Source organism: Vreelandella massiliensis (assembly GCF_900155385.1).
In the GTDB taxonomy this organism is placed as follows: domain Bacteria; phylum Pseudomonadota; class Gammaproteobacteria; order Pseudomonadales; family Halomonadaceae; genus Vreelandella; species Vreelandella massiliensis.
The window spans coordinates 344,809-362,496 of record NZ_LT699745.1 but is presented as its reverse complement, the minus strand read 5'-3'; the positions used below and the strand labels follow the sequence as shown (position 1 = coordinate 362,496).

The window sequence follows — 17,688 nt, the reverse complement described above, 5'->3', positions numbered from 1 at the left end:
CCTGACGTGCTTTAACAGTGAGATGACCATGTCCTACTTCACCATTGCCGGTGTTCAGATGCATGCCCTACACCACGGCGACAATACCGATGCCATGCGCCATCGCGTCGATGCGCTCATGAACCGTTTTCCCCAGGTGCAGATGGTGCTCTTTAGCGAGCTTCTGCCGCTGGGCGCTTCACCGCACCACGCCACGCCGCTGCCGAGCGACGTCGAGCAGCGCTTTTGCGCCCTGGCCGAGCAGTACCGTATCTGGCTGATTCCCGGCTCGATGTTCGAACAGACCGAGGCGGGCATCTTCAACACCACCTCGGTGATCAATCCGCAAGGGCAAGTCATCGCCCGCTATCGCAAGCAGTTTCCCTTTCGGCCTTACGAGGCCGGGGTGGAGAGCGGCACCGAGTTTGTCCTCTTTGATGTTCCCGAGGTGGGGCGCTTCGGGGTGTCGATCTGCTACGACATGTGGTTCCCCGAGACCACGCGCACACTGGCGGCCATGGGGGCCGAGGTGATTTTGCACCCCACCATGACCGATACCATCGATCGCGATGTGGAACTCTCCATTGCGCGTACCAATGCCGCGGTTAACCAGTGCTACTTCTTTGACATCAACGGCGCCGGCGCGCTAGGCAATGGTCGCTCCATCGTAGTGGGGCCGTCTGGCGATGTCATTCATCAAGCGGGTATCGGTGAGGAAGTCATGCCCATCGAGATCGACCTCAACCGGGTGCGGCGCGAGCGCGAGACCGGCCTGCGTGGCCTGGGCCAACCGCTCAAGAGCTTTCGCGACCGGCAAGTGGATTTCACGCTCTACCAAAGCGAGACAGGCTCCTCTCCCTTCTTAGACACCCTAGGACCGCTGGCCAAGCCGGTGCGTGCCGACGTGTAAACACCCCCGGCGCGGTAATCCGGTCGAGGGCGGTACAAGGAGGGCAGCGATGAAATTTCTGCTGGATCTGCTGCGCCGGCTTCTGGGGCTGGGGCAGGATAGTAAAGCCGCGCGCGACTCTGGCGCGCCGGCAAGTCCCCGGGATTCTGCTGCGCAGAAAACCCGGGAAAGGGCCCATGAAGGTACCCGGGAAGGGGCGCGGCCCCTGTCCGCCACCCAAGGAGTCTCAGCCATGAGCAGCATTACCTCCATTGCCGATGTTCGTCGTCACTTTCGCAACAACAAAGCGCCTATCTATTTCATCTCGGCCACCAATTTCAATCTATTGGGAATTGGCGACTGGGTGAGCAACTTTCGCCATATCAACTATATCGACTGCTTTGAGGGGCAGCAGCGCAACGTCTTTGTGCCCAAGGAGAAGTTCCCGCGCGATTTCGAGAGCATTGAGGACATCAACAATTACTTGCTTGAGCACAAGGAGGTCATCGACTTCCTCAAGGGGCGAGCCGACGGAGAAAGCGCCGGCACGGCCGCCTTTTTGATGTTCGATGAGCACACCGAAGCGATCTGCAAACAGTTGGGGCTTAACATTGCCTTTCCGCCGGCGGCGCTGCGCCAACGCATGGACAACAAGATCGAGACCGTGCGCATCGGCAACAAGGCTGGGGTCCCCAGCGTGCCCAACGTATTGGCCAAAGTGGGCAGCTATCAGGAGCTTTGCTCGGTGAGTAAGGATCTCGGTACCGACCTGGTGGTGCAAACCGCCTTCGGTGACTCGGGCCACACCACCTTTTTCATCGCCAGCGAAGATGACTACTACAAGCATGCCGAGGAGATCGAGGCCGAGCCCGAGGTCAAGATCATGAAGCGCATTAACTGCCGCGGCTCGGCCATCGAGGCGTGTGCGACCCGGTGCGGCACGGTCGTGGGTCCGCTGATGACCGAGCTTGTGGGCTTCAAGTCATTGACACCCTACAAAGGCGGCTGGTGCGGCAACGAAATGTTCGCCGGTGCCTTCACCCAGGAAGTACGCGACAAGGCGCGGGAGTACACCTTCCAGTTTGGCGAGGCGCTGCGCGATGAGGGCTATCGTGGCTATTTCGAGCTCGACTTCCTGATCGATATGGAGACCGACGAAGTCTATCTCGGCGAACTCAATCCGCGCGTCACCGGTGCGAGCTCGCTAACCAATGTGGCGGCGTTCGCCCACTCCGACATTCCGCTGTTCCTGTTCCATTTGCTTGAGTTCTCGGATCTCGACTTCGATCTCGATATCGACGACATCAACGAGCGCTGGTCGCATCCCGAGAGCGTGGATAGCTGGAGCCAGCTGGTGATCAAGCACACCGACGAGAGCGTCGATCTGCTGACCCAGGCGCCGAAGACCGGCGTATGGCGCATGAGCGATAATGGCAGCATCAGCTACGACCACTACAGCTACCATCCGCACGCCGCCGAAAACGAGAAAGAGGCCTTCTTCCTGCGCATCAGTGGGGCGGGGGATTTCCGTTACGAAGGCGCGGATTTGGGCATTTTGATCACCCGCGGGCGTCTCATGGACGACGACTTCAATCTCAACGAACGCGCCAAAGCCTGGATCGAGGGCATTCGCGGCGAGTATGCCGGCCAGGCGCTTGCCGATCCTGTCGTAGAGGAAGTTGCCGTCAGTCACGCCATTGGCGGTGGCAACTTCAAAATTCTGTGAACATGCACGGCGCGGGGCTCAATTCGGGCCCCGGGCAGGGAGCTGAGGTGGACAAGACGCTGACGTTTCGTAGCGTTGAGGAGGCGCTTCCAGGCCCCAAGTGGCAGTCGCTGTTTCACTACCACTGGCCCGCCTATGCCCAGTGGTACCTGGCGGAGGGGGAGCGCGAGCGGCCGGCGTATCTGGCGTGCTACAACGCGATGAGCCACCACATGCCGGAGCTGCTCGGCACCTACCGGCAGCTCTGCGAGCTCGCCGGTGGGGGCGACCTTGCCGCGCGCCTGCTTAGCCTCTATCAGCCGCCCCCCTACATCACCGGCTGCTCCCAAGCGGTGCTCACAAGGCCGGGCTCGACGCTGCTGGCGCGCAACTACGACTACCCGCCGGAGCTCTGCGAGGGCACGATTCTCTACACGCGCTGGAACGGTCGTGGCGTGATCGCCATGTCCGACTGCCTGTGGGGCGTGCTCGACGGCATCAACGACGCGGGGCTTTCGGTGTCGCTGGCCTTTGGTGGCCGCAAGGTGGTGGGCGAAGGCTTCGGCGCGCCGATCATCCTGCGCTACCTCCTTGAGTTCTGCGAAACGGTGCCCGAAGCCGCCGCGGTGCTCTCCCGGGTGCCCACGCACATGGCGTACAACATCACGGTGGCCGACGCCTGCGAACGCTACGTGACGGCCATGATCGCCCCCGATCAGCGCGCCAGTATCCGGCGGGTGCCGGTGGCCACCAACCATCAGAAAAAAATCGAGTGGTATGCCCACGCCCTGGCCTCGGAGACGCTGATCCGCGAGCGCCAACTATCAATTTTGGTGGACGACGAAGCGACCACCGAGGCGCGTTTGATCGACGCTTTCTCGTCGCCACCGCTCTTTCGCCACGACTACGCCCGGGGGTTGGGCACCGTTTATACCGCGGTTTATCGCCCCCGCGAGGGGCGCGCTCAGTTCCACTGGCCGGGCAGATGGCTGGATCTGAGCTTCGATCACTTTCCCGAGGAACAGATACGGGTGCGCTACGGCGTGCGCAATTTGAACGCAGGCTAAAGCCAAACGCCAAGCATCGTTCGTTATCACCACACAGGGGTGTCGCCATGCAAGAGAGCAATCACACTGAAACGCCCTACACGGCCCTGGGCTTTTACCACAAGATCTCCCAGCTGCGAGCCGACACCTGGAACGCGCTCAAACGCGACCTCGGCCAGTTGGTGCGCATGAAAGACGATGCCCGGGTCAGGAATCTGGTCAAGGCCGTCGACGTAAAACTGACGCGTCTGGAAATTATCGAGGATTACCACGCTTTCCCCTCCAAGGAGGATTTTCGCCACCTCTGGTCGCTGTTCAACCACGGCGAGTACGTTCTGCTCGAGAAGGTGGTCAAACGTCTGGTGCGGGCGCTGATCAGCGAATCCTACCGGCGCCGTCACGTCGATCTCTCCGATAGCGACGCCGACGCCGAGGATCTTGAAACCCTGGATGCCCTCAACCAGCTTAGGCGTGGCCATCCCGCCTCCAATAGCTCGGCCCAGCCCTACTTTGAGCTATTGATCGTCGATAATCTCTCGGCCCAGGAAGAGGAGGTGGTGCGCGAGGCGTTCTATAACATGCGCCGCCCCGAGGACAAGTTCGTCTACGACGTGGTGACGGTGAGAAGCTTCGAGGACGCCTTGATCGCGGTGCTGGTCAATCCCAACATCCAGGCCTGCCTGATCCGCTACGAGTTCCCCTACAAGTCCAAGTACAACTTGAGCGCGCTGCGCAACTACTTGGAGGGGCTCTCCGAGAGCCACCTTGATCATCAGACGGAAGCCGAACGCAGCATCCTATTGAGTTCAATGATCAACGAGCTGCGCCCCGAGATCGATCAGTTCCTGGTCACCAGTGGCGACGTCGAGGCCACGGCGAGCCGCGATATTCGCCACTTCAACCGCATTTTCTACCGCGAAACGGACTACATCGAGCAGCACCACACCATCTTGCGGGCGATTGATAATCGCTACCGCACGCCGTTCTTCGACGCGCTGCGCGAATACAGCAAAAAGCCCACCGGGGTTTTCCACGCCATGCCCATTTCCCGGGGCAAATCGATCACCCGCTCCCACTGGGCGGGGCAGATGATCGACTTCTACGGCATCAACATTTTTCTCGCTGAAACCTCGGCCACCTCCGGCGGGCTCGACTCCCTGCTGCAGCCCTACGGGCCGATCAAAAAGGCGCAGGAGTACGCCGCTCGCGCATTTGGCGCGCGCCACAGTTTCTTTGTCACCAACGGCACTTCGACGGCCAATAAGATCGTGGTGCAGGCGCTGGTCAAGCCCCAGGACATCGTGCTGATCGACCGCGACTGCCACAAGTCCCACCACTACGGCATGGTGCTGGCCGGCGCCCACGTGAGCTATCTCGACTCCTACCCGCTGGATGACTACTCGATGTACGGCGCCGTGCCGCTGCGCGAAATCAAGAAAACCCTGCTGGGCTACAAGCGCGCCGGCCAGCTGCACAAAGTCAAAATGCTGCTGCTCACCAACTGCACCTTCGACGGTATCGTCTACAACGTGCGCCGGGTGATGGGGGAGTGCCTCGCGATCAAGCCGGATCTTGTGTTCCTGTGGGATGAGGCGTGGTTCGCCTTCGCCGGTTTCAACCCCACCTATCGCCCGCGTACCGCCATGCACGCCGCCCGTACGCTGCGCGACACCTATCGCGGCGAGGCCTACCAGGAGGAGTACGCGGCCTGGAAGGCGGAGTTCGACAAGCTCGACCCCGACGACGACGCCACCTGGCTCGACCGGCGCCTGATGCCCGACCCCGAGACGGTGCGTATCCGCGCATACGCCACCCACTCCACCCACAAGACACTAACCTCGCTGCGCCAGGGCTCGATGATCCACGTCTACGATCAGGATTTTCGCCAGAAGGTGGAGGCGCCCTTCCACGAGGCGTACATGACCCACACCTCGACCTCGCCCAACTATCAGATCATCGCGTCACTGGATGTCGGGCGCATGCAGGCCGAGATGGAGGGCTTCGAGCTGGTCCATGCCCAGGTGGAGGCGGCGCTGTCGCTGCGCGAGCAGCTCTATACCCATCCGCTGCTGCAGAAGTACTTCCAGGTGCTCAAGAACAGCGACATGGTGCCGGCGGCCTACCGCGAATCCGGCGTCGAGTCCTACTACGATCCAGTGACCGGCTGGGACAAGATGGAGGAGGCGTGGGCCCGCGACGAGTTCGTGGTCGACCCCTCCCGGGTGACCATCGCCATCGGCGCGACCGGGGTTGATGGCGACGCCTTCAAAAACGAATACCTGATGAACAAGTACGGTATTCAGATCAACAAGACCTCGCGCAACACCGTGCTGTTCATGACCAATATCGGCACCACCCGCGGCTCCATTGCCTACTTGCTCGACGTTTTAATCAAGCTGGCCAAGGAGTTCGAGTCGCAGTGGGAGGAGAGCAGCCGACCCGAGCGCAAGATCATCGAGCATCACGTGCGCTCGCTGACCCAGGACCTGCCGCCGTTGCCCGATTTTAGCCGTTTTCACGACGCCTTCCGTCAGTGCAGCGAGACGCCCCAAGGCGATATCCGCAGCGCCTACTTCCTGGCCTACGACGAGGAGAACACCGAGTACCTGCGCTTTGATAACGGCGAGTTGCAAAAGCAGATGCGTGCCGGCCGCGACGTAGTGTCGGCGAGCTTCGTGATCCCCTATCCGCCGGGCTTCCCGGTGCTGGTGCCAGGGCAGGTCATCAGCGAGGAGATCCTCGCCTTCCTGCAGGCCCTGGACGTCAAGGAGATCCACGGTTACCGCCCGGAACTGGGGCTTTTGGTGTTTACCGAGCAGGCGCTGACGGATTCCCCCGTCTACTGAGCGCTCACCTCGGCGAGCCGTTGAAGAAGCGCTTGGCGCCGATCTTCGCGCATAAACGCTTCTTCGATGGCATGGCGGTTGAGCTGGCGAAAGACGCCTTCTCCCCAGCCAAACGCTTCTGCACACGCCAGATGGTTGGTCAGAAGCCCACCGCCGAAATAGGCCGGGTCGTCGGAGCTAATCGTCACCTTTAGTTTTTCCGCCAGCAGCCGGGGCAGCGGGTGGTCGCGAAGGTCGTCGACGACGTTCAGGCTGACATTGGAGAGCGGGCAGACGGTCAGCACGGTTTGACTTTCGCGCAGGCGCCGCACCAAGGCCTCGCTCTCCAGGCAGCGCACACCGTGATCGATGCGCTGCACGTCGAGAAGATCCAGCGCCTGGCTGATATAGTCGGCTGGCCCCTCCTCGCCGGCATGGGCCACCCGAGCGAGGCCAAGTGCCTTGGCGCGGGCAAACAGCGCCGCAAATTTCGCCGGCGGGTTATCGCGCTCCGCGCTGTCCAAGCCGATCGCGTCCAACGATGCCCAGTACGGCTTGGCTTGCTCCAGCACTTCAAGGGCTTCGTCGGCGGGCCGGTCACGCAAAAAGGCCATGATCATTCCCACCGACAAATCCAACGACGCCTCGGCGTCCTGCTTGGCGCGCAAAAGCCCCGCCATGACGGTGTCAAACGCCACGCCCCTTTGCAGGTGCGCCTGCGGGTCGAAGTGCATGTCGATATGCACCACGCCCTCTTGACTAGCGCGTTGGAAGTAGTCCATGGCCAGATCGTAAAAATCCTGCTCGCTGCGCAGTACGCTCATGCCCTGGTAGTAGAGATTTAAAAAGGCTTGCAAGTCATCGAAGTGATAAGCGGCTTTCGCCTCTTCCACCGTGGCGTAGGGCAGGTCGATGTTATTGCGCTTGGCCAGCGCGAACATCAGCTCAGGCTCAAGCGAGCCTTCAATGTGCAAGTGGAGCTCGACGTTGGGTAACCGCGTTAAAAAATCTCGCATGTGGCTCACCTTTGGTTGCGTGTCTCCGCAGTCTAGCATGCCGCTAACAGATGCCGTTTCGGCTATCGGCTCGCGGGCTATACTGTGGGTGACGTATCGAGTATGGGTGATATTTCGAGCACAAGGAGACCTTCATGGGCGAGACAATGCGCGCGATGCGCCTGCACGCTATCGGCAAGCCGCTTGAGCTTGACCGGATTGAGCGCCCCCAGCCGCAAGCGGGGCAGGTGCAGGTCAGAGTGCTGGCCTGCGGTGTCTGTCGCACCGATCTGCACCTAATCGATGGCGAACTGGAAAAGCCCGAGTTCCCGCGCATTCCCGGCCACGAGATCGTCGGCGAGGTCACGGGGCTAGGGGAGGGCATCGAAGGGCTCTCCGTGGGTGATCGGGTCGGCGTGCCCTGGCTCGGGTGGACCTGCGGTGAGTGCGAGCAGTGCCGGGCCGGGCGCGAGAACCTCTGCTCAAAGGCCCGCTTCACCGGCTACACCCTGGATGGCGGCTATGCCGAGTACTGCGTGGCCGATGCCCGCTACTGTTTTCCCATCGACACCGATGACCCCGAGGCCAGCGCGCCCCTGCTCTGCGCCGGGCTGATCGGCTATCGCACCTGGCGCATGGCCGGTGGCGACGAGCCCCGCAAGCTCGGCATCTACGGCTTCGGCGCCGCCGCCCACATTCTTGCCCAGCTGGCACTCTCACGCGGTCAGGAAATCTACGCCTTCACCCGCCCGGGGGATACTCAGGCTCAAGAATTCGCCCGGCGTCTGGGCGCGGCCTGGGCCGGCGGCTCCGACGAGAACCCGCCCGACACCCTGGATGCCGCCCTGCTCTTCGCGCCGGTGGGCGAACTCGTGCCCGCGGCGCTTTCCCATGTGCGCCCCGGCGCCCGGGTGGTCTCCGGCGGCATTCACATGTCCGATATTCCCTCCTTCCCTTATCATCTGCTCTGGGAGGAGCGCAGCCTGCACTCGGTGGCCAACCTCACCCGTCACGACGGCGAGGCGTTTTTGGCGCTTGCCCCCAAGGTGCCGATCCGTACCGAGACCCGCGCCTACCCCCTGGAAGAGGCCAACCAGGCATTGGAGGATCTGCGCGAGGGGCGGCTGTCCGGGGCGGCGGTGCTGATTCCCTGAGAGTGCTTGCCGCCGGATCAGCCTCGATCAGTCTTCCTCCTCGGCAGGCGGGGTATCCTCAAGCAGCGCCTTGAGCTTTTTCCAGGGCTTCTCCAGTGAAAAGGCGTGCTTCGCCAGTTTGGCCCAGGGATCTTCTTTCTGGGTCAGGCGACGGGGCACGCTTTCAAGCGTCCAGCCCTGCGGCTCGGCGCCGCGCTCGACCTCTGACCACTCCAGCGGCGTGGCCACCGGCGCGCCGGGCTTTGCCCGCACCGCATAGGGCGCCACCGAGGTGGTCCCGTAGCTGTTGCGCAGCACATCCAGAAACACCTTGCACCCGCGCTTCTCCTTGCGCTGCTCGAGGGTGTAGCGCTTCGGGTCGCGGCGGACCAACAGCCGCGCCGTTTGCCGGGCGAAGTCACGCACCTCGTCGAAGTCGCGCTTACCGTCCAGCGGCACCAGTAGGTGAAAGCCCTTGGAGCCTGAGGTCTGCACCCAGGCCGCAAGGCCCGGTTCATCAAGAAGTTCATGTAGATCAAGGGCCGCTCGGCGCACCGCCGCGAAGTCCCGTGTCCCTTCCGGTGGGTCTAGGTCGAAGATCATCCGGTCGGGGCATTCGAGATTTCCGACCGGGGCAAGGTAGAGGTGGGGCGTGAGCACCGCCTGGTCGGCGAGATAGGCCAGGGCCGCGCGGCTCTCAATGACGGGCGCGTGGAAGCTCCCTCCTTCGCGCCGGGGGAAGGTGACGGTCTCGATCCAGTCGGGGAAGTGCTCCGGGGTGTCCTTATTAAAGAAGCCCTTGCCCTCGATACCGTCGGGAAAGCGCTCCAGGCTCACTGGGTGGCCTTTCACATGGGGCAACATCGTCTCCGCCACGGCCAGGTAGTAGTCGATCAAATCGCCCTTGGACAGCCCTGCCTCGGGAAAAAAGACCTTGTCGCGGTGGGAAAATTCGACGTGGCGTCCGTCAATTTCCATGCCTGCCTCCGGGTTAGCGCTCCTCGGCGATCGCCTTCAAGCTCCGCCCGGAAGCCACGGATTCGGGCTCGGTGGAGATCGGGTTGCGCCTGGCATCGGCCTTGTCGTCGTCCATCTTGACCAGCAGCCAGCGCTCGTCGTCACCGCTACCCGTGCGCGTCAGGGCATAACCGCCGGCAAGCTTCTTACCCTCAAGCCAGAACTTGGCGTGGCCGCGCTTGAGCTGCTCGGCCATGGAAGGGGTGTCGTCATCTTCCTCGATCAGCCGGTAGGGGCCGCGATCCCAGATCAGCACCGTGCCCGCGCCGTACTCTCCCTCAGGGATCACGCCCTCGAAGTCGGCGTAATCCAGCGGGTGATCGTCGGTGGGCATGGCCAGGCGCTTGTCGCGCGGGTCGGTGGACGGCCCCTTGGGCACCGCCCATGACTTGAGCACGCCCTCAACCTCCAAGCGAAAGTCGTAGTGCAGGTTCGAGGCGTCGTGCTTCTGGATCACGAAGATGGGTGTTTTCATGGCGTTCAGTTTAGTCGGAATAGAGCGCTTTTGCTTACACTTCACACACTCACCAGCCGTGCTTGGCTGGTGCCGTTGCCGAGCGGCTCGATCTGAATCTGTACCGGGATGCGCTCGTGCATCTCCTGTACATGCGAGATCACCCCAACGCGGCGGCCGAGCGCCTGTAGGCCGTCGAGGGCGTCCATGGCCAGCGCCAGCGACTGCGGGTCGAGGCTGCCAAAGCCCTCGTCGATAAACAGCGACTCGATCGTAAGCTCCCCCGAGGCCATCGACGCCAGCCCCAGGGCGAGTGCCAGCGACACCAGAAACGTCTCGCCGCCGGAGAGCGAGTGTACCGAACGGCGCTCGTCGGCCATGTCCACGTCCTCCACCAGAAGGCCCAGCTCGCTACCGCCGCGCACCAGCCGGTAGCGGCGGCTAAGCCCGCCAAGGTGCGCGCTGGCATGCACGATCAGCTGCTCCAGGTTGTAGGCTTGCGCGATGCGCCGGAACGCCTTGCCATCGGCGGAGCCGATCAACTCGCTGATCTGCCCCCAACGGCGGTATTCGGCCTGCGCTGCGTCGAGTTCGGCTTGGCCTGCCTGCTGGCGTTCGCGCTTGCGGTCGTCGTCGGCAAGGGCGTGGGCGGCTTGGTCGCGCTGCTGCTGCGCCTCGTCGAGCCGGGGTGTTAGCGCCTGCTGCTCGGCTTCGAGCGCGGCAAGGCTTGGGGCGGCCGCGCTTTTCGCGCTGGTTTTCTCCTGCTCTAGTCGGGCCTGTTCGCTTTGCAGTGTGGTTAACTGCTCGGCGGTGGTGTTGGCTCGCTCTTCTAGCGGCAGCTTGGTTTGCGCGGCGGCGTGCTGTTGCTCGCGGGTACTGTCGCGCGCTGTTTGCGCTTGCGTTACCTGGGTATCGAGCGCTTGCTGCCAGGCTTCCGCGCTTGGGTAGTCACCGAGTAAGGCGGTGAGCGTTTCGCGGCTGCTATCGCGCTGGGTTTCAAGCGGTGAAAGCTCAGCGTCGATGGCGTTTAGCTGCTGCTTCGCGCCGCGCTTTTCGGCGTCGAGTCGCGCAAGCGTCAGGGCATCGTCGCGCAGGGCGTTTTCCAGCGGCGCCAGGGCGTTGGCGGCCTGGTTGAGTTGATCGAGCGTGCGTTCATGCTGCGTGCGCTGGGTATCGCTCTCGTCGCGCTGCGCCTGCAGCCAGCCATCGCGCTTGGGCGCGTCAATGGCGGCAAGCTCGGTATAGAGCGGATGCGCGGTAAGCGCGTGCTCGGCGGTGCCATACGCTGTGCGCGCCTCTTCCTGCTCAAGCGTTCGCTGCTTGAGCGCGGCGTCCACGGCGCGGTAGTCGCTCACCAGTGCTTCGCGGTGTTCGTGGGCGGCGTCCCGGGCTGCCTGGGCCTCACTGAGCTGGCGCTTTTCATCAGCCTCCTGGGCGGCGAGCTGCGCGGCTTCTGGCGTTGCGGGCGGGTGGTGGCGAAAGGGGTGCTCAAGAGCGCCGCACACCGGGCAGGGTTCATCTTGCTGCAGCGCGGCGCGCAGGGTGAGCACGCTCTCGCTGCGCACGGCGCGGGCGCGCTCGACAAAGGCGCTGACGCTGTCGAAATGGCGCTGGGCGTCGTCCAGCTGCTGGCGCGCCGTTTTCCCCGCTTCTAATAGCTTCTCGTGCTGGGTTTGCGCCTCTTCGATCTGCGCGCTCAGGCGCTGAAAGCCGCGCTTCGCCTGGGTAAACGCCTGCCAGCGGTGGGTGAGTGCATCCAGCGCAAGGGTGCGGTTGGCGGCCTGTTCAAGGGCGGCGCGATGGGCGCGGCGGGCATTGTCCAGGTTTGCTTCATCGCCAAGCAGCGCCTTTAACCTGGCCTGCCAGGCATCGAGTTCGCGCTGGTGCTCTTGCTGCGCTTGACGCGCGGCGTGAACTTGCTCGGTGAGTGTTTGCACAAGGCCCTGCTGTTTGCGCTGCGCCGCCTGCTGCTTGTTGAGCTGCGCTTCCAGGTTTGACAGCGTCAGCGCTTGCTCGCGCGCCTGGTTCACGGCGGGGGTAGCGCGGGTTCGCGCTTCTTGGGCGCTGGCCAGCTCGGCATCGGCCTGCTTGAGCGCCGCCGTGGCCTCGTCGTGTTCGCTATCCGCCCGCGCTTGGGCGCGGCGGGTCTCTTCCAGCGCGGCGGTCAGGCGTGACGTTTCGGTGGCGATCTGCACCTGGCGGGCGAGCGCCTGGCGCTTCTCCGTCAGCGCGTTCAGGGCTTGTTGGCTTGTGTCGGCGGCGCGCTCAAGCTCGGCGCGGGTGTTGGTATCGGCGGGTAGGTCGTCGGCCAAGCGCGCCTGTAGCGCCTCCACCGTGCGCTTGGCCTCGCTTGAGCGGCGGTAAGCGGCCTTGGAGATCTCGGAGTATTCGGCGGTGCCGGTCAGGCGCTCCAATAGATCGCTTCGGGTGTTGTCGTCGGCCTTGAGAAAGGCTGCGAACTCGCTCTGGGCGAGCAGCACCGCGCGGGTGAACTGGTCAAAATTCAGCCCCAGCCGCTCGACGAGCAGGCGGTCAAATTCGCGCTTCTGGGTGGTCAATAGGCGGTCGGCGTCAAGGTCGCGCAGCGACTGCTCGACGCTCTGCAACTTGCCATCGACTCTTTTTCGGGCGCGGCGCACGAACCAGCGCGCGCGGTAGCGCCGGCCATCGCGGCCGAGAAAATCCACCTCGGCGTAGCCGCTGGCGGTGCCCCGGCGCAGCAGGGTGCGCGGGTCGCTGGTACCGATCGTTTCCCCGCCGACATCCGGCAGTGGGGCATTCTGCCCCGGTGCCTGGCGCAGCCTCGGCGTGCTGCCGTAGAGCGCCAGGCACAGCGCATCTAAAAGCGTGCTCTTGCCGGCGCCGGTGGGGCCGGTGATGGCAAAAAGCCCGGCCTCCGCCAGCGGCGCGGCGGTGAAGTCGAGCGCAAGCGGGCCGGGGATCGAAGCCAGGTTTTCCAAGCGCAGAGCGAGAATCTTCACGGGCGGCCCTCCGGTGTGTCGTCGCTGTCGTCTGAATCGAGCACCTCCTGCTGCAGGCGGTCGAAATCGGCGAGCACGTCATCATCGGGCGGTGCGCCCCAGCGCTTTTTCCAGGTATCGGCGAACAGCGTGCGTGGGCCGAGGGTTTCCAGGCTGATCGGCGTGGGTGTGCCCGCTGCGCTGACGTGGGGCAGTCGCCGTTCCAGGCGCAAAAGGCGCAGGGCGCGGCCTTCCAGGGCGGCATCGATGCGGGCGCGCAGGTCTGGCAGCGGCGCGTCGAGCTCCACTCGCACCTCAAGCCAGGGCCATGAATCTTTAGGCAGCGCCGGGTCGTCGTCCAGCGCGGCAAGCCCTTTGAGCACGTCATTGAGCGGGGCGGGGCCGATGCGGTGCATGGCCACCGGACGCGGCACCGGGATCGTATCAATACCGGCAAGCGTCTCGTCGTCGAGGGTGACCGCCACCACCTGGTGGGGGTAGTGGACCTCGCTGAAATCCAGCGGCAGGGGGCTGCCGCTGTAGCGGATGCGCGGCTCGCCGACCTGCTGCGCGCGGTGCAGGTGGCCCAATGCCACGTAGGCGACCTCCGGCGGGAAGAGCGCGGCGGAGATCGACTCCTCGCCGCCGATCACGATGGGGCGCTCGCTCGCCTCTGACACCGCCGCGCCGTGCAGGTGGGCATGGCTCATGGCGACGAGCGCCTGGCCGGGCGCACGCGCGGCTTTCGCGGCCGCGATCAGCTCGCGGTGAACGCGGTGCATGCCGCTGACGTAGTCGCTTTCGGCCTCTTGGTTTTCGCCGCCGGTGACTTCAGACGGGCGCAAGAAGGGCAGCGCCAGGCACCAGGCGCGGGGGGTGCCTTTGGCATCGGTCAGCGGCACCAGCAGTCGCTCGGCGTCGAGGGTGCCATCCTCGTGCCAACTCACCCGACCGAGGGCGTGGGTGCGCAGGCGCTTCATCAGGGGGGCGGGTAGCTCGATGCGGTTGCCGCTGTCGTGGTTGCCGGCGATCAGTACGATATCCAAGCGCGGCAGCCGCTCATGGGCGTCAACGATGAAGTCATAGAAAAGCCCCTGCGCGCGCAGCGACGGGTTGACCACATCGAAAATATCCCCAGCCACCAGCAGCGCATCCGGCTCGCGCTCGGTGAGGGTATCCAGCAGCCAGGCGAGAAAAGCACGATGCTCGGCGTGGCGCTCCTGGCCGTGGAAGCTCTGGCCCAGGTGCCAGTCAGCGGTGTGGATCAGCTGCATGGGTGTCCGTTCCCTTTAAGATTGTTGACATCGAGATTTTCCCCGTTCGGTCTGAGCTTGTCGAAGTGTGAACCCTGCCACCCTTCGACAGACTCAGGGTGACCGGTTTGGGAAATGTCCATCACCTTGCCTCGCACAACCCCTCACGCGATACTATTAGCATTGGATATAGCACGGAGCCACCCCTATGAACCTGGGTGAAAGCGACATTGAGTATATCAAAGCCCACCTGGGCGAATGGCTGGCCGAGCAGAGCCTGGGCAAGCCGCCTGCAGTGTACGAAATTGAACTGCGCGAACGCATGGTGCGCGTGGAAGATGAATTAAGACACCAGCGCGAACTGATGCAGCAAGGCTTTCACCTCATGGAAAAGCGCTTTGAGCAGATCGACAAGCGTTTTGAAGCCATGCGTGAAGATATGGATAAGCGCTTTGAACAGGTCGACAAGCGCTTTGAAGCCATGCGTGAAGATATGGTTAAGCGCTTCGAACAAGTCGACAAGCGCTTTGAGCAGGTCGACAAGCGCTTTGAGCAGGTAGATAAACGCTTTGAGCAGATGGATAAGCGCTTTGAGCAGATGGATAAGCGCTTTGAAGGTATGCGTGACGATATGAACAAGCGTTTTGACAAGCAGGACGAGCGCTTTGAAGCCGTGCTCAAGCGCCAGGATAAGCAGTTCTACTGGCTGCTGGGCTTTATCGCCACCTCGCTGGGGCTCACTCTCGCCGCGCTACGTTTTATGGGGTAGCGCTTCTGGCCCGTTCACACTGAGCTTATCGAAGTGCGAACCTACCTCCCCCCTAAAACGGCACGTTCCTTCGCCCGGTTTGAAACTCCACCACCTTGCGGTAAATCTCCTTCGCGCGCTCGATCGCGTCCTGCTCCATGTCATCCGGCTCCACCGTGCGGTTGCCGCTCATGCCACTGGTGCGCAGCAAGTCTTTCACATCCGGCCGGTAGCGCTCTAAAAGGTGCTCCAGGTTGGTGTGAATCGCCTGCAGTTCCAGCGTGAAATCCCGGCGCTGTTCCAGCCGCTTGGTTAAATCCTTGGGGTCGGTGGCGCCCTCAATCAGTGTATCGAGGGTTCTGTTCACCAGCTTCTGCGCCCGATCCAACCGGGGGACGATGATAAACACCACGTCATACAGCTGAATGGGGGCTTCATAGTGGGGGTAGGTGCTGCTCATAAGGCGTGGGTCATAAGGCACAGGGCGCTATCGTGGGTGGGGCAACCAAAGCGCGCATTCTACTCGCCCTCGCGGCGCATTTCAGCAAGCATGAGAAAGCTCAGCGCCTGTTACCAAGAATTACATTATTTTTTGGTAGAAAGCCTAAAGGTTTTCCCGCCTGTGCCGTAGTTAGTAATAACGGCACACAATGTGGCCGAAAAGCGGGCCTTCTAGGCCAGTGTCAAAAGGAAAGGAGAATCACCATGTCAGTGATCAATACCAACATCACTTCAATGATCGGCCAGCAGAACCTGCGTGAGTCACAAAACGCACTGCAGACTTCCATGGAGCGTTTGAGCTCTGGCCTGCGTATCAACAGTGCCAAGGATGATGCGGCCGGCCAAGCCATCGCCAACCGTATGTCTGCACAGATCACCGGTCTGGGTCAGGCGCAGCGAAATGCCAACGATGGTATTTCTGCTGCACAAACCGCCGAAGGTGGTTTGGATCAGATCAACGACAACTTGCAACGTGTACGTGAATTGTCTGTTCAGGCTCAAAACGGTACGAATAGCCAAGATGACTTGAACTCTATTCAAGACGAGATTAATCAACGCCTAAACGAAATTGATCGAATCTCAGAAGAGACCGACTTCAACGGAACTAAAGTTCTTGCCAGTGACCAAGGCTTGAGTATTCAGGTCGGTGCTGACGATGGTCAGACCATTGAAGTGTCTTTGCAGGAAATTACTTCTAATACACTTGGAATGGAAGGCTTCTCAGTATCTGGCAATGCCTTAGGTGTTAGCGAAGAGATAACTCAAACAACAAATGGCGGTGGCATACCTCAAGATGTTGACTTAAGTGGTGTTGCTTCAACATTGAATCTCGATGATGCATCTAATTTGTCATTGCACAATACCTTAGACTCTGATGGCAATGCGACTAATCAATTTGTAGTCAAGTCTGGTGATGACTTCTATGCAGCATCAGTAGATGATACTAATGGTGCTGTTGTTCTCAATACCACAGATGTTCAGTACAATGATGTAGATAACGGTATTGCCAGCGGCAGCGAAATTACTTTGACTGGACAGCTAGTTAAAGTAGGCGCTGATGATGCTGGAGCAGCGACTGCTTACACCGAAATTCAGGGTGGTAACTACGAAATTGCAGATGCTACTTTAGCCAATGGCGGTGGCACTCCAACCGCTAACGTTGCAGCAGGTACAACTATAGAGTTGAGTGGCGCTACTCCAACTGATGAGTTTGAAGGTGCAAGCACCAATGACCCTCTTGCAACTATTGATGCTGCTCTGAGTCAAGTGGATAGCCTTCGTTCTGAGCTGGGTGCGGTGCAAAACCGTTTTGAATCTGCCATCACTAACTTGAGCACCAACGAAACTAACCTCTCTGCTGCTCGTTCGCGCATCGAAGATGCCGACTACGCAACGGAAGTGGCTGATATGACCAAGAACCAGATCCTACAGCAGGCCGGTACATCCGTTCTTGCACAGGCTAACCAGCTGCCGCAGAACGTTCTGTCTCTGCTGGGTTAATCTGAAGTCTAGCCGCAAGGCTGAAGTGGTAAGTAATGACGGGGGCCTTCGGGTCCCCGTTTTTTCTAATGGAGGGAACGCATGATGAACTGGGACGAAATCAAAGCCGAAGTTGAAAAAAATGGTAATGTGCTAACTCTTCCAATGGTGGAGTTGCGAGACGCAGCCAGTGCAAGTCGTTTAGGCGTTAATGTTCGCGATGGCATTAGCAGCACTCTTGCCGGTATGGGATTGGGGCATGTTCCCGTTGAGTTGCCACTTAATCATTATGAGCAGGTGCGCCTATACAAACATGGGACGGCTGTGGGAAAAATGATTGTTACAATGCTAGAGCCCGGAGAGCAAAATGATCGGCAGCTTGTTGAACGCTTGGGCGAAGAGGGAGTGGATTACGCAGCAGTGGTAGAGCGAATTCGTGATCTAGTGAATGAGTAGCGCTACTGTTTTAGATTGACGGAATAGAGAGTGATAAGCCGGCTCATTTCAGGGTCGGTTTTTTATGGGGATGATATGACCAATGAAGAGCATCAGCGCGTTATCGATGAGCTGCTCGCGATTCTGGATGATGCCGTGACCCAGCAAAGAAAGCATAAAAAGGTGATGTTGGGCGAGGATGACGCTTCGACAAGCTCAGCGTGAGCGGGTTCGCGCCTCGGGGCTTTTCGAGGAACGATCATCCTGAG

The 17,688-nt window shown here is 61.4% G+C and carries 15 protein-coding genes; 9 read left to right on the top strand and 6 right to left on the bottom strand.

The features are described 5' to 3' along the window. The first annotated feature begins 28 nt into the window (after positions 1-28). Genes BQ9846_RS06295 through BQ9846_RS06280 form a run of 4 tightly spaced genes read left to right on the top strand, consistent with a single transcriptional unit; the run spans position 29 to position 6,465 of the window. The gene (locus tag BQ9846_RS06295) at positions 29-889 is read left to right on the top strand and encodes a carbon-nitrogen hydrolase family protein (RefSeq protein WP_210433176.1); all 861 of its coding nucleotides are present in this window, start codon (positions 29-31) and stop codon (positions 887-889) included. 49 nt (positions 890-938) lie between these two features. Further along, positions 939-2,594 carry a biotin carboxylase gene (locus BQ9846_RS06290; RefSeq protein WP_235818926.1) on the top strand — a complete coding sequence of 552 codons (1,656 nt, stop codon included), beginning with the start codon at positions 939-941 and terminating at the stop codon, positions 2,592-2,594. 47 nt (positions 2,595-2,641) lie between these two features. Then, positions 2,642-3,640, top strand: coding sequence for a C45 family autoproteolytic acyltransferase/hydrolase (locus tag BQ9846_RS06285; RefSeq protein ID WP_235818925.1), 999 nt, complete (start codon positions 2,642-2,644; stop codon positions 3,638-3,640). A gap of 47 nt (positions 3,641-3,687) precedes the next feature. Beyond that, on the top strand, positions 3,688-6,465 hold the full coding sequence (locus BQ9846_RS06280; RefSeq protein WP_075879908.1) for an aminotransferase class I/II-fold pyridoxal phosphate-dependent enzyme: 2,778 nt from the start codon (positions 3,688-3,690) through the stop codon (positions 6,463-6,465). Here BQ9846_RS06280 and BQ9846_RS06275 read toward each other — a convergent pair. Further along, positions 6,459-7,460, bottom strand: coding sequence for an adenosine deaminase (locus BQ9846_RS06275; RefSeq protein ID WP_075879904.1), 1,002 nt, complete (start codon positions 7,458-7,460; stop codon positions 6,459-6,461). The genes BQ9846_RS06280 and BQ9846_RS06275 overlap by 7 nt on opposite strands. A 134-nt stretch (positions 7,461-7,594) precedes the next feature. Between BQ9846_RS06275 and BQ9846_RS06270 the strand changes: the two genes are divergently transcribed. Next, complete coding sequence (locus BQ9846_RS06270) at positions 7,595-8,593, top strand: zinc-dependent alcohol dehydrogenase family protein (protein WP_210433175.1); 999 nt, start codon at positions 7,595-7,597, stop codon at positions 8,591-8,593. Between the two features lie 27 nt (positions 8,594-8,620). Here the strand turns inward: BQ9846_RS06270 and ligD are convergent, their stop codons facing one another. The 4 genes from ligD to BQ9846_RS06250 are packed head-to-tail and all read right to left on the bottom strand — an operon-like array spanning position 8,621 to position 14,277. Further along, complete coding sequence (gene ligD, locus BQ9846_RS06265; RefSeq protein WP_075879901.1) at positions 8,621-9,550, bottom strand: non-homologous end-joining DNA ligase; 930 nt, start codon at positions 9,548-9,550, stop codon at positions 8,621-8,623. A gap of 13 nt (positions 9,551-9,563) precedes the next feature. Continuing rightward, entirely contained in the window at positions 9,564-10,064 is a 501-nt protein-coding gene (locus BQ9846_RS06260; protein ID WP_075879899.1) for a DNA polymerase ligase N-terminal domain-containing protein, read from the bottom strand. A gap of 41 nt (positions 10,065-10,105) precedes the next feature. Then, on the bottom strand, positions 10,106-13,024 hold the full coding sequence (locus tag BQ9846_RS06255; RefSeq protein ID WP_075879895.1) for an AAA family ATPase: 2,919 nt from the start codon (positions 13,022-13,024) through the stop codon (positions 10,106-10,108). Next, entirely contained in the window at positions 13,021-14,277 is a 1,257-nt protein-coding gene (locus tag BQ9846_RS06250; RefSeq protein WP_075879893.1) for an exonuclease SbcCD subunit D, read from the bottom strand. The genes BQ9846_RS06255 and BQ9846_RS06250 overlap by 4 nt, the downstream gene beginning before the upstream one ends. A 187-nt stretch (positions 14,278-14,464) precedes the next feature. Between BQ9846_RS06250 and BQ9846_RS06245 the strand changes: the two genes are divergently transcribed. Beyond that, the gene (locus BQ9846_RS06245; RefSeq protein ID WP_075879889.1) at positions 14,465-15,025 is read left to right on the top strand and encodes a hypothetical protein; all 561 of its coding nucleotides are present in this window, start codon (positions 14,465-14,467) and stop codon (positions 15,023-15,025) included. A gap of 52 nt (positions 15,026-15,077) precedes the next feature. Here the strand turns inward: BQ9846_RS06245 and BQ9846_RS06240 are convergent, their stop codons facing one another. After that, positions 15,078-15,464: a hypothetical protein gene (locus tag BQ9846_RS06240; protein WP_075879886.1), complete on the bottom strand. Its 387-nt coding sequence runs from the start codon at positions 15,462-15,464 to the stop codon at positions 15,078-15,080. A gap of 245 nt (positions 15,465-15,709) precedes the next feature. Between BQ9846_RS06240 and BQ9846_RS06235 the strand changes: the two genes are divergently transcribed. The 3 genes from BQ9846_RS06235 (at position 15,710) to BQ9846_RS17085 (ending at position 17,644) form a co-directional block, all read left to right on the top strand. Then, the gene (locus BQ9846_RS06235; protein WP_075879884.1) at positions 15,710-17,005 is read left to right on the top strand and encodes a FliC/FljB family flagellin; all 1,296 of its coding nucleotides are present in this window, start codon (positions 15,710-15,712) and stop codon (positions 17,003-17,005) included. Positions 17,006-17,086: 81 nt separating this feature from the next. Then, positions 17,087-17,440: a hypothetical protein gene (locus BQ9846_RS06230; RefSeq protein WP_075879882.1), complete on the top strand. Its 354-nt coding sequence runs from the start codon at positions 17,087-17,089 to the stop codon at positions 17,438-17,440. A gap of 75 nt (positions 17,441-17,515) precedes the next feature. Next, positions 17,516-17,644 (top strand): hypothetical protein, encoded by a 129-nt coding sequence (locus BQ9846_RS17085; RefSeq protein ID WP_268874669.1) that lies wholly within the window; start codon positions 17,516-17,518, stop codon positions 17,642-17,644. Positions 17,645-17,688: the final 44 nt, after the last annotated feature.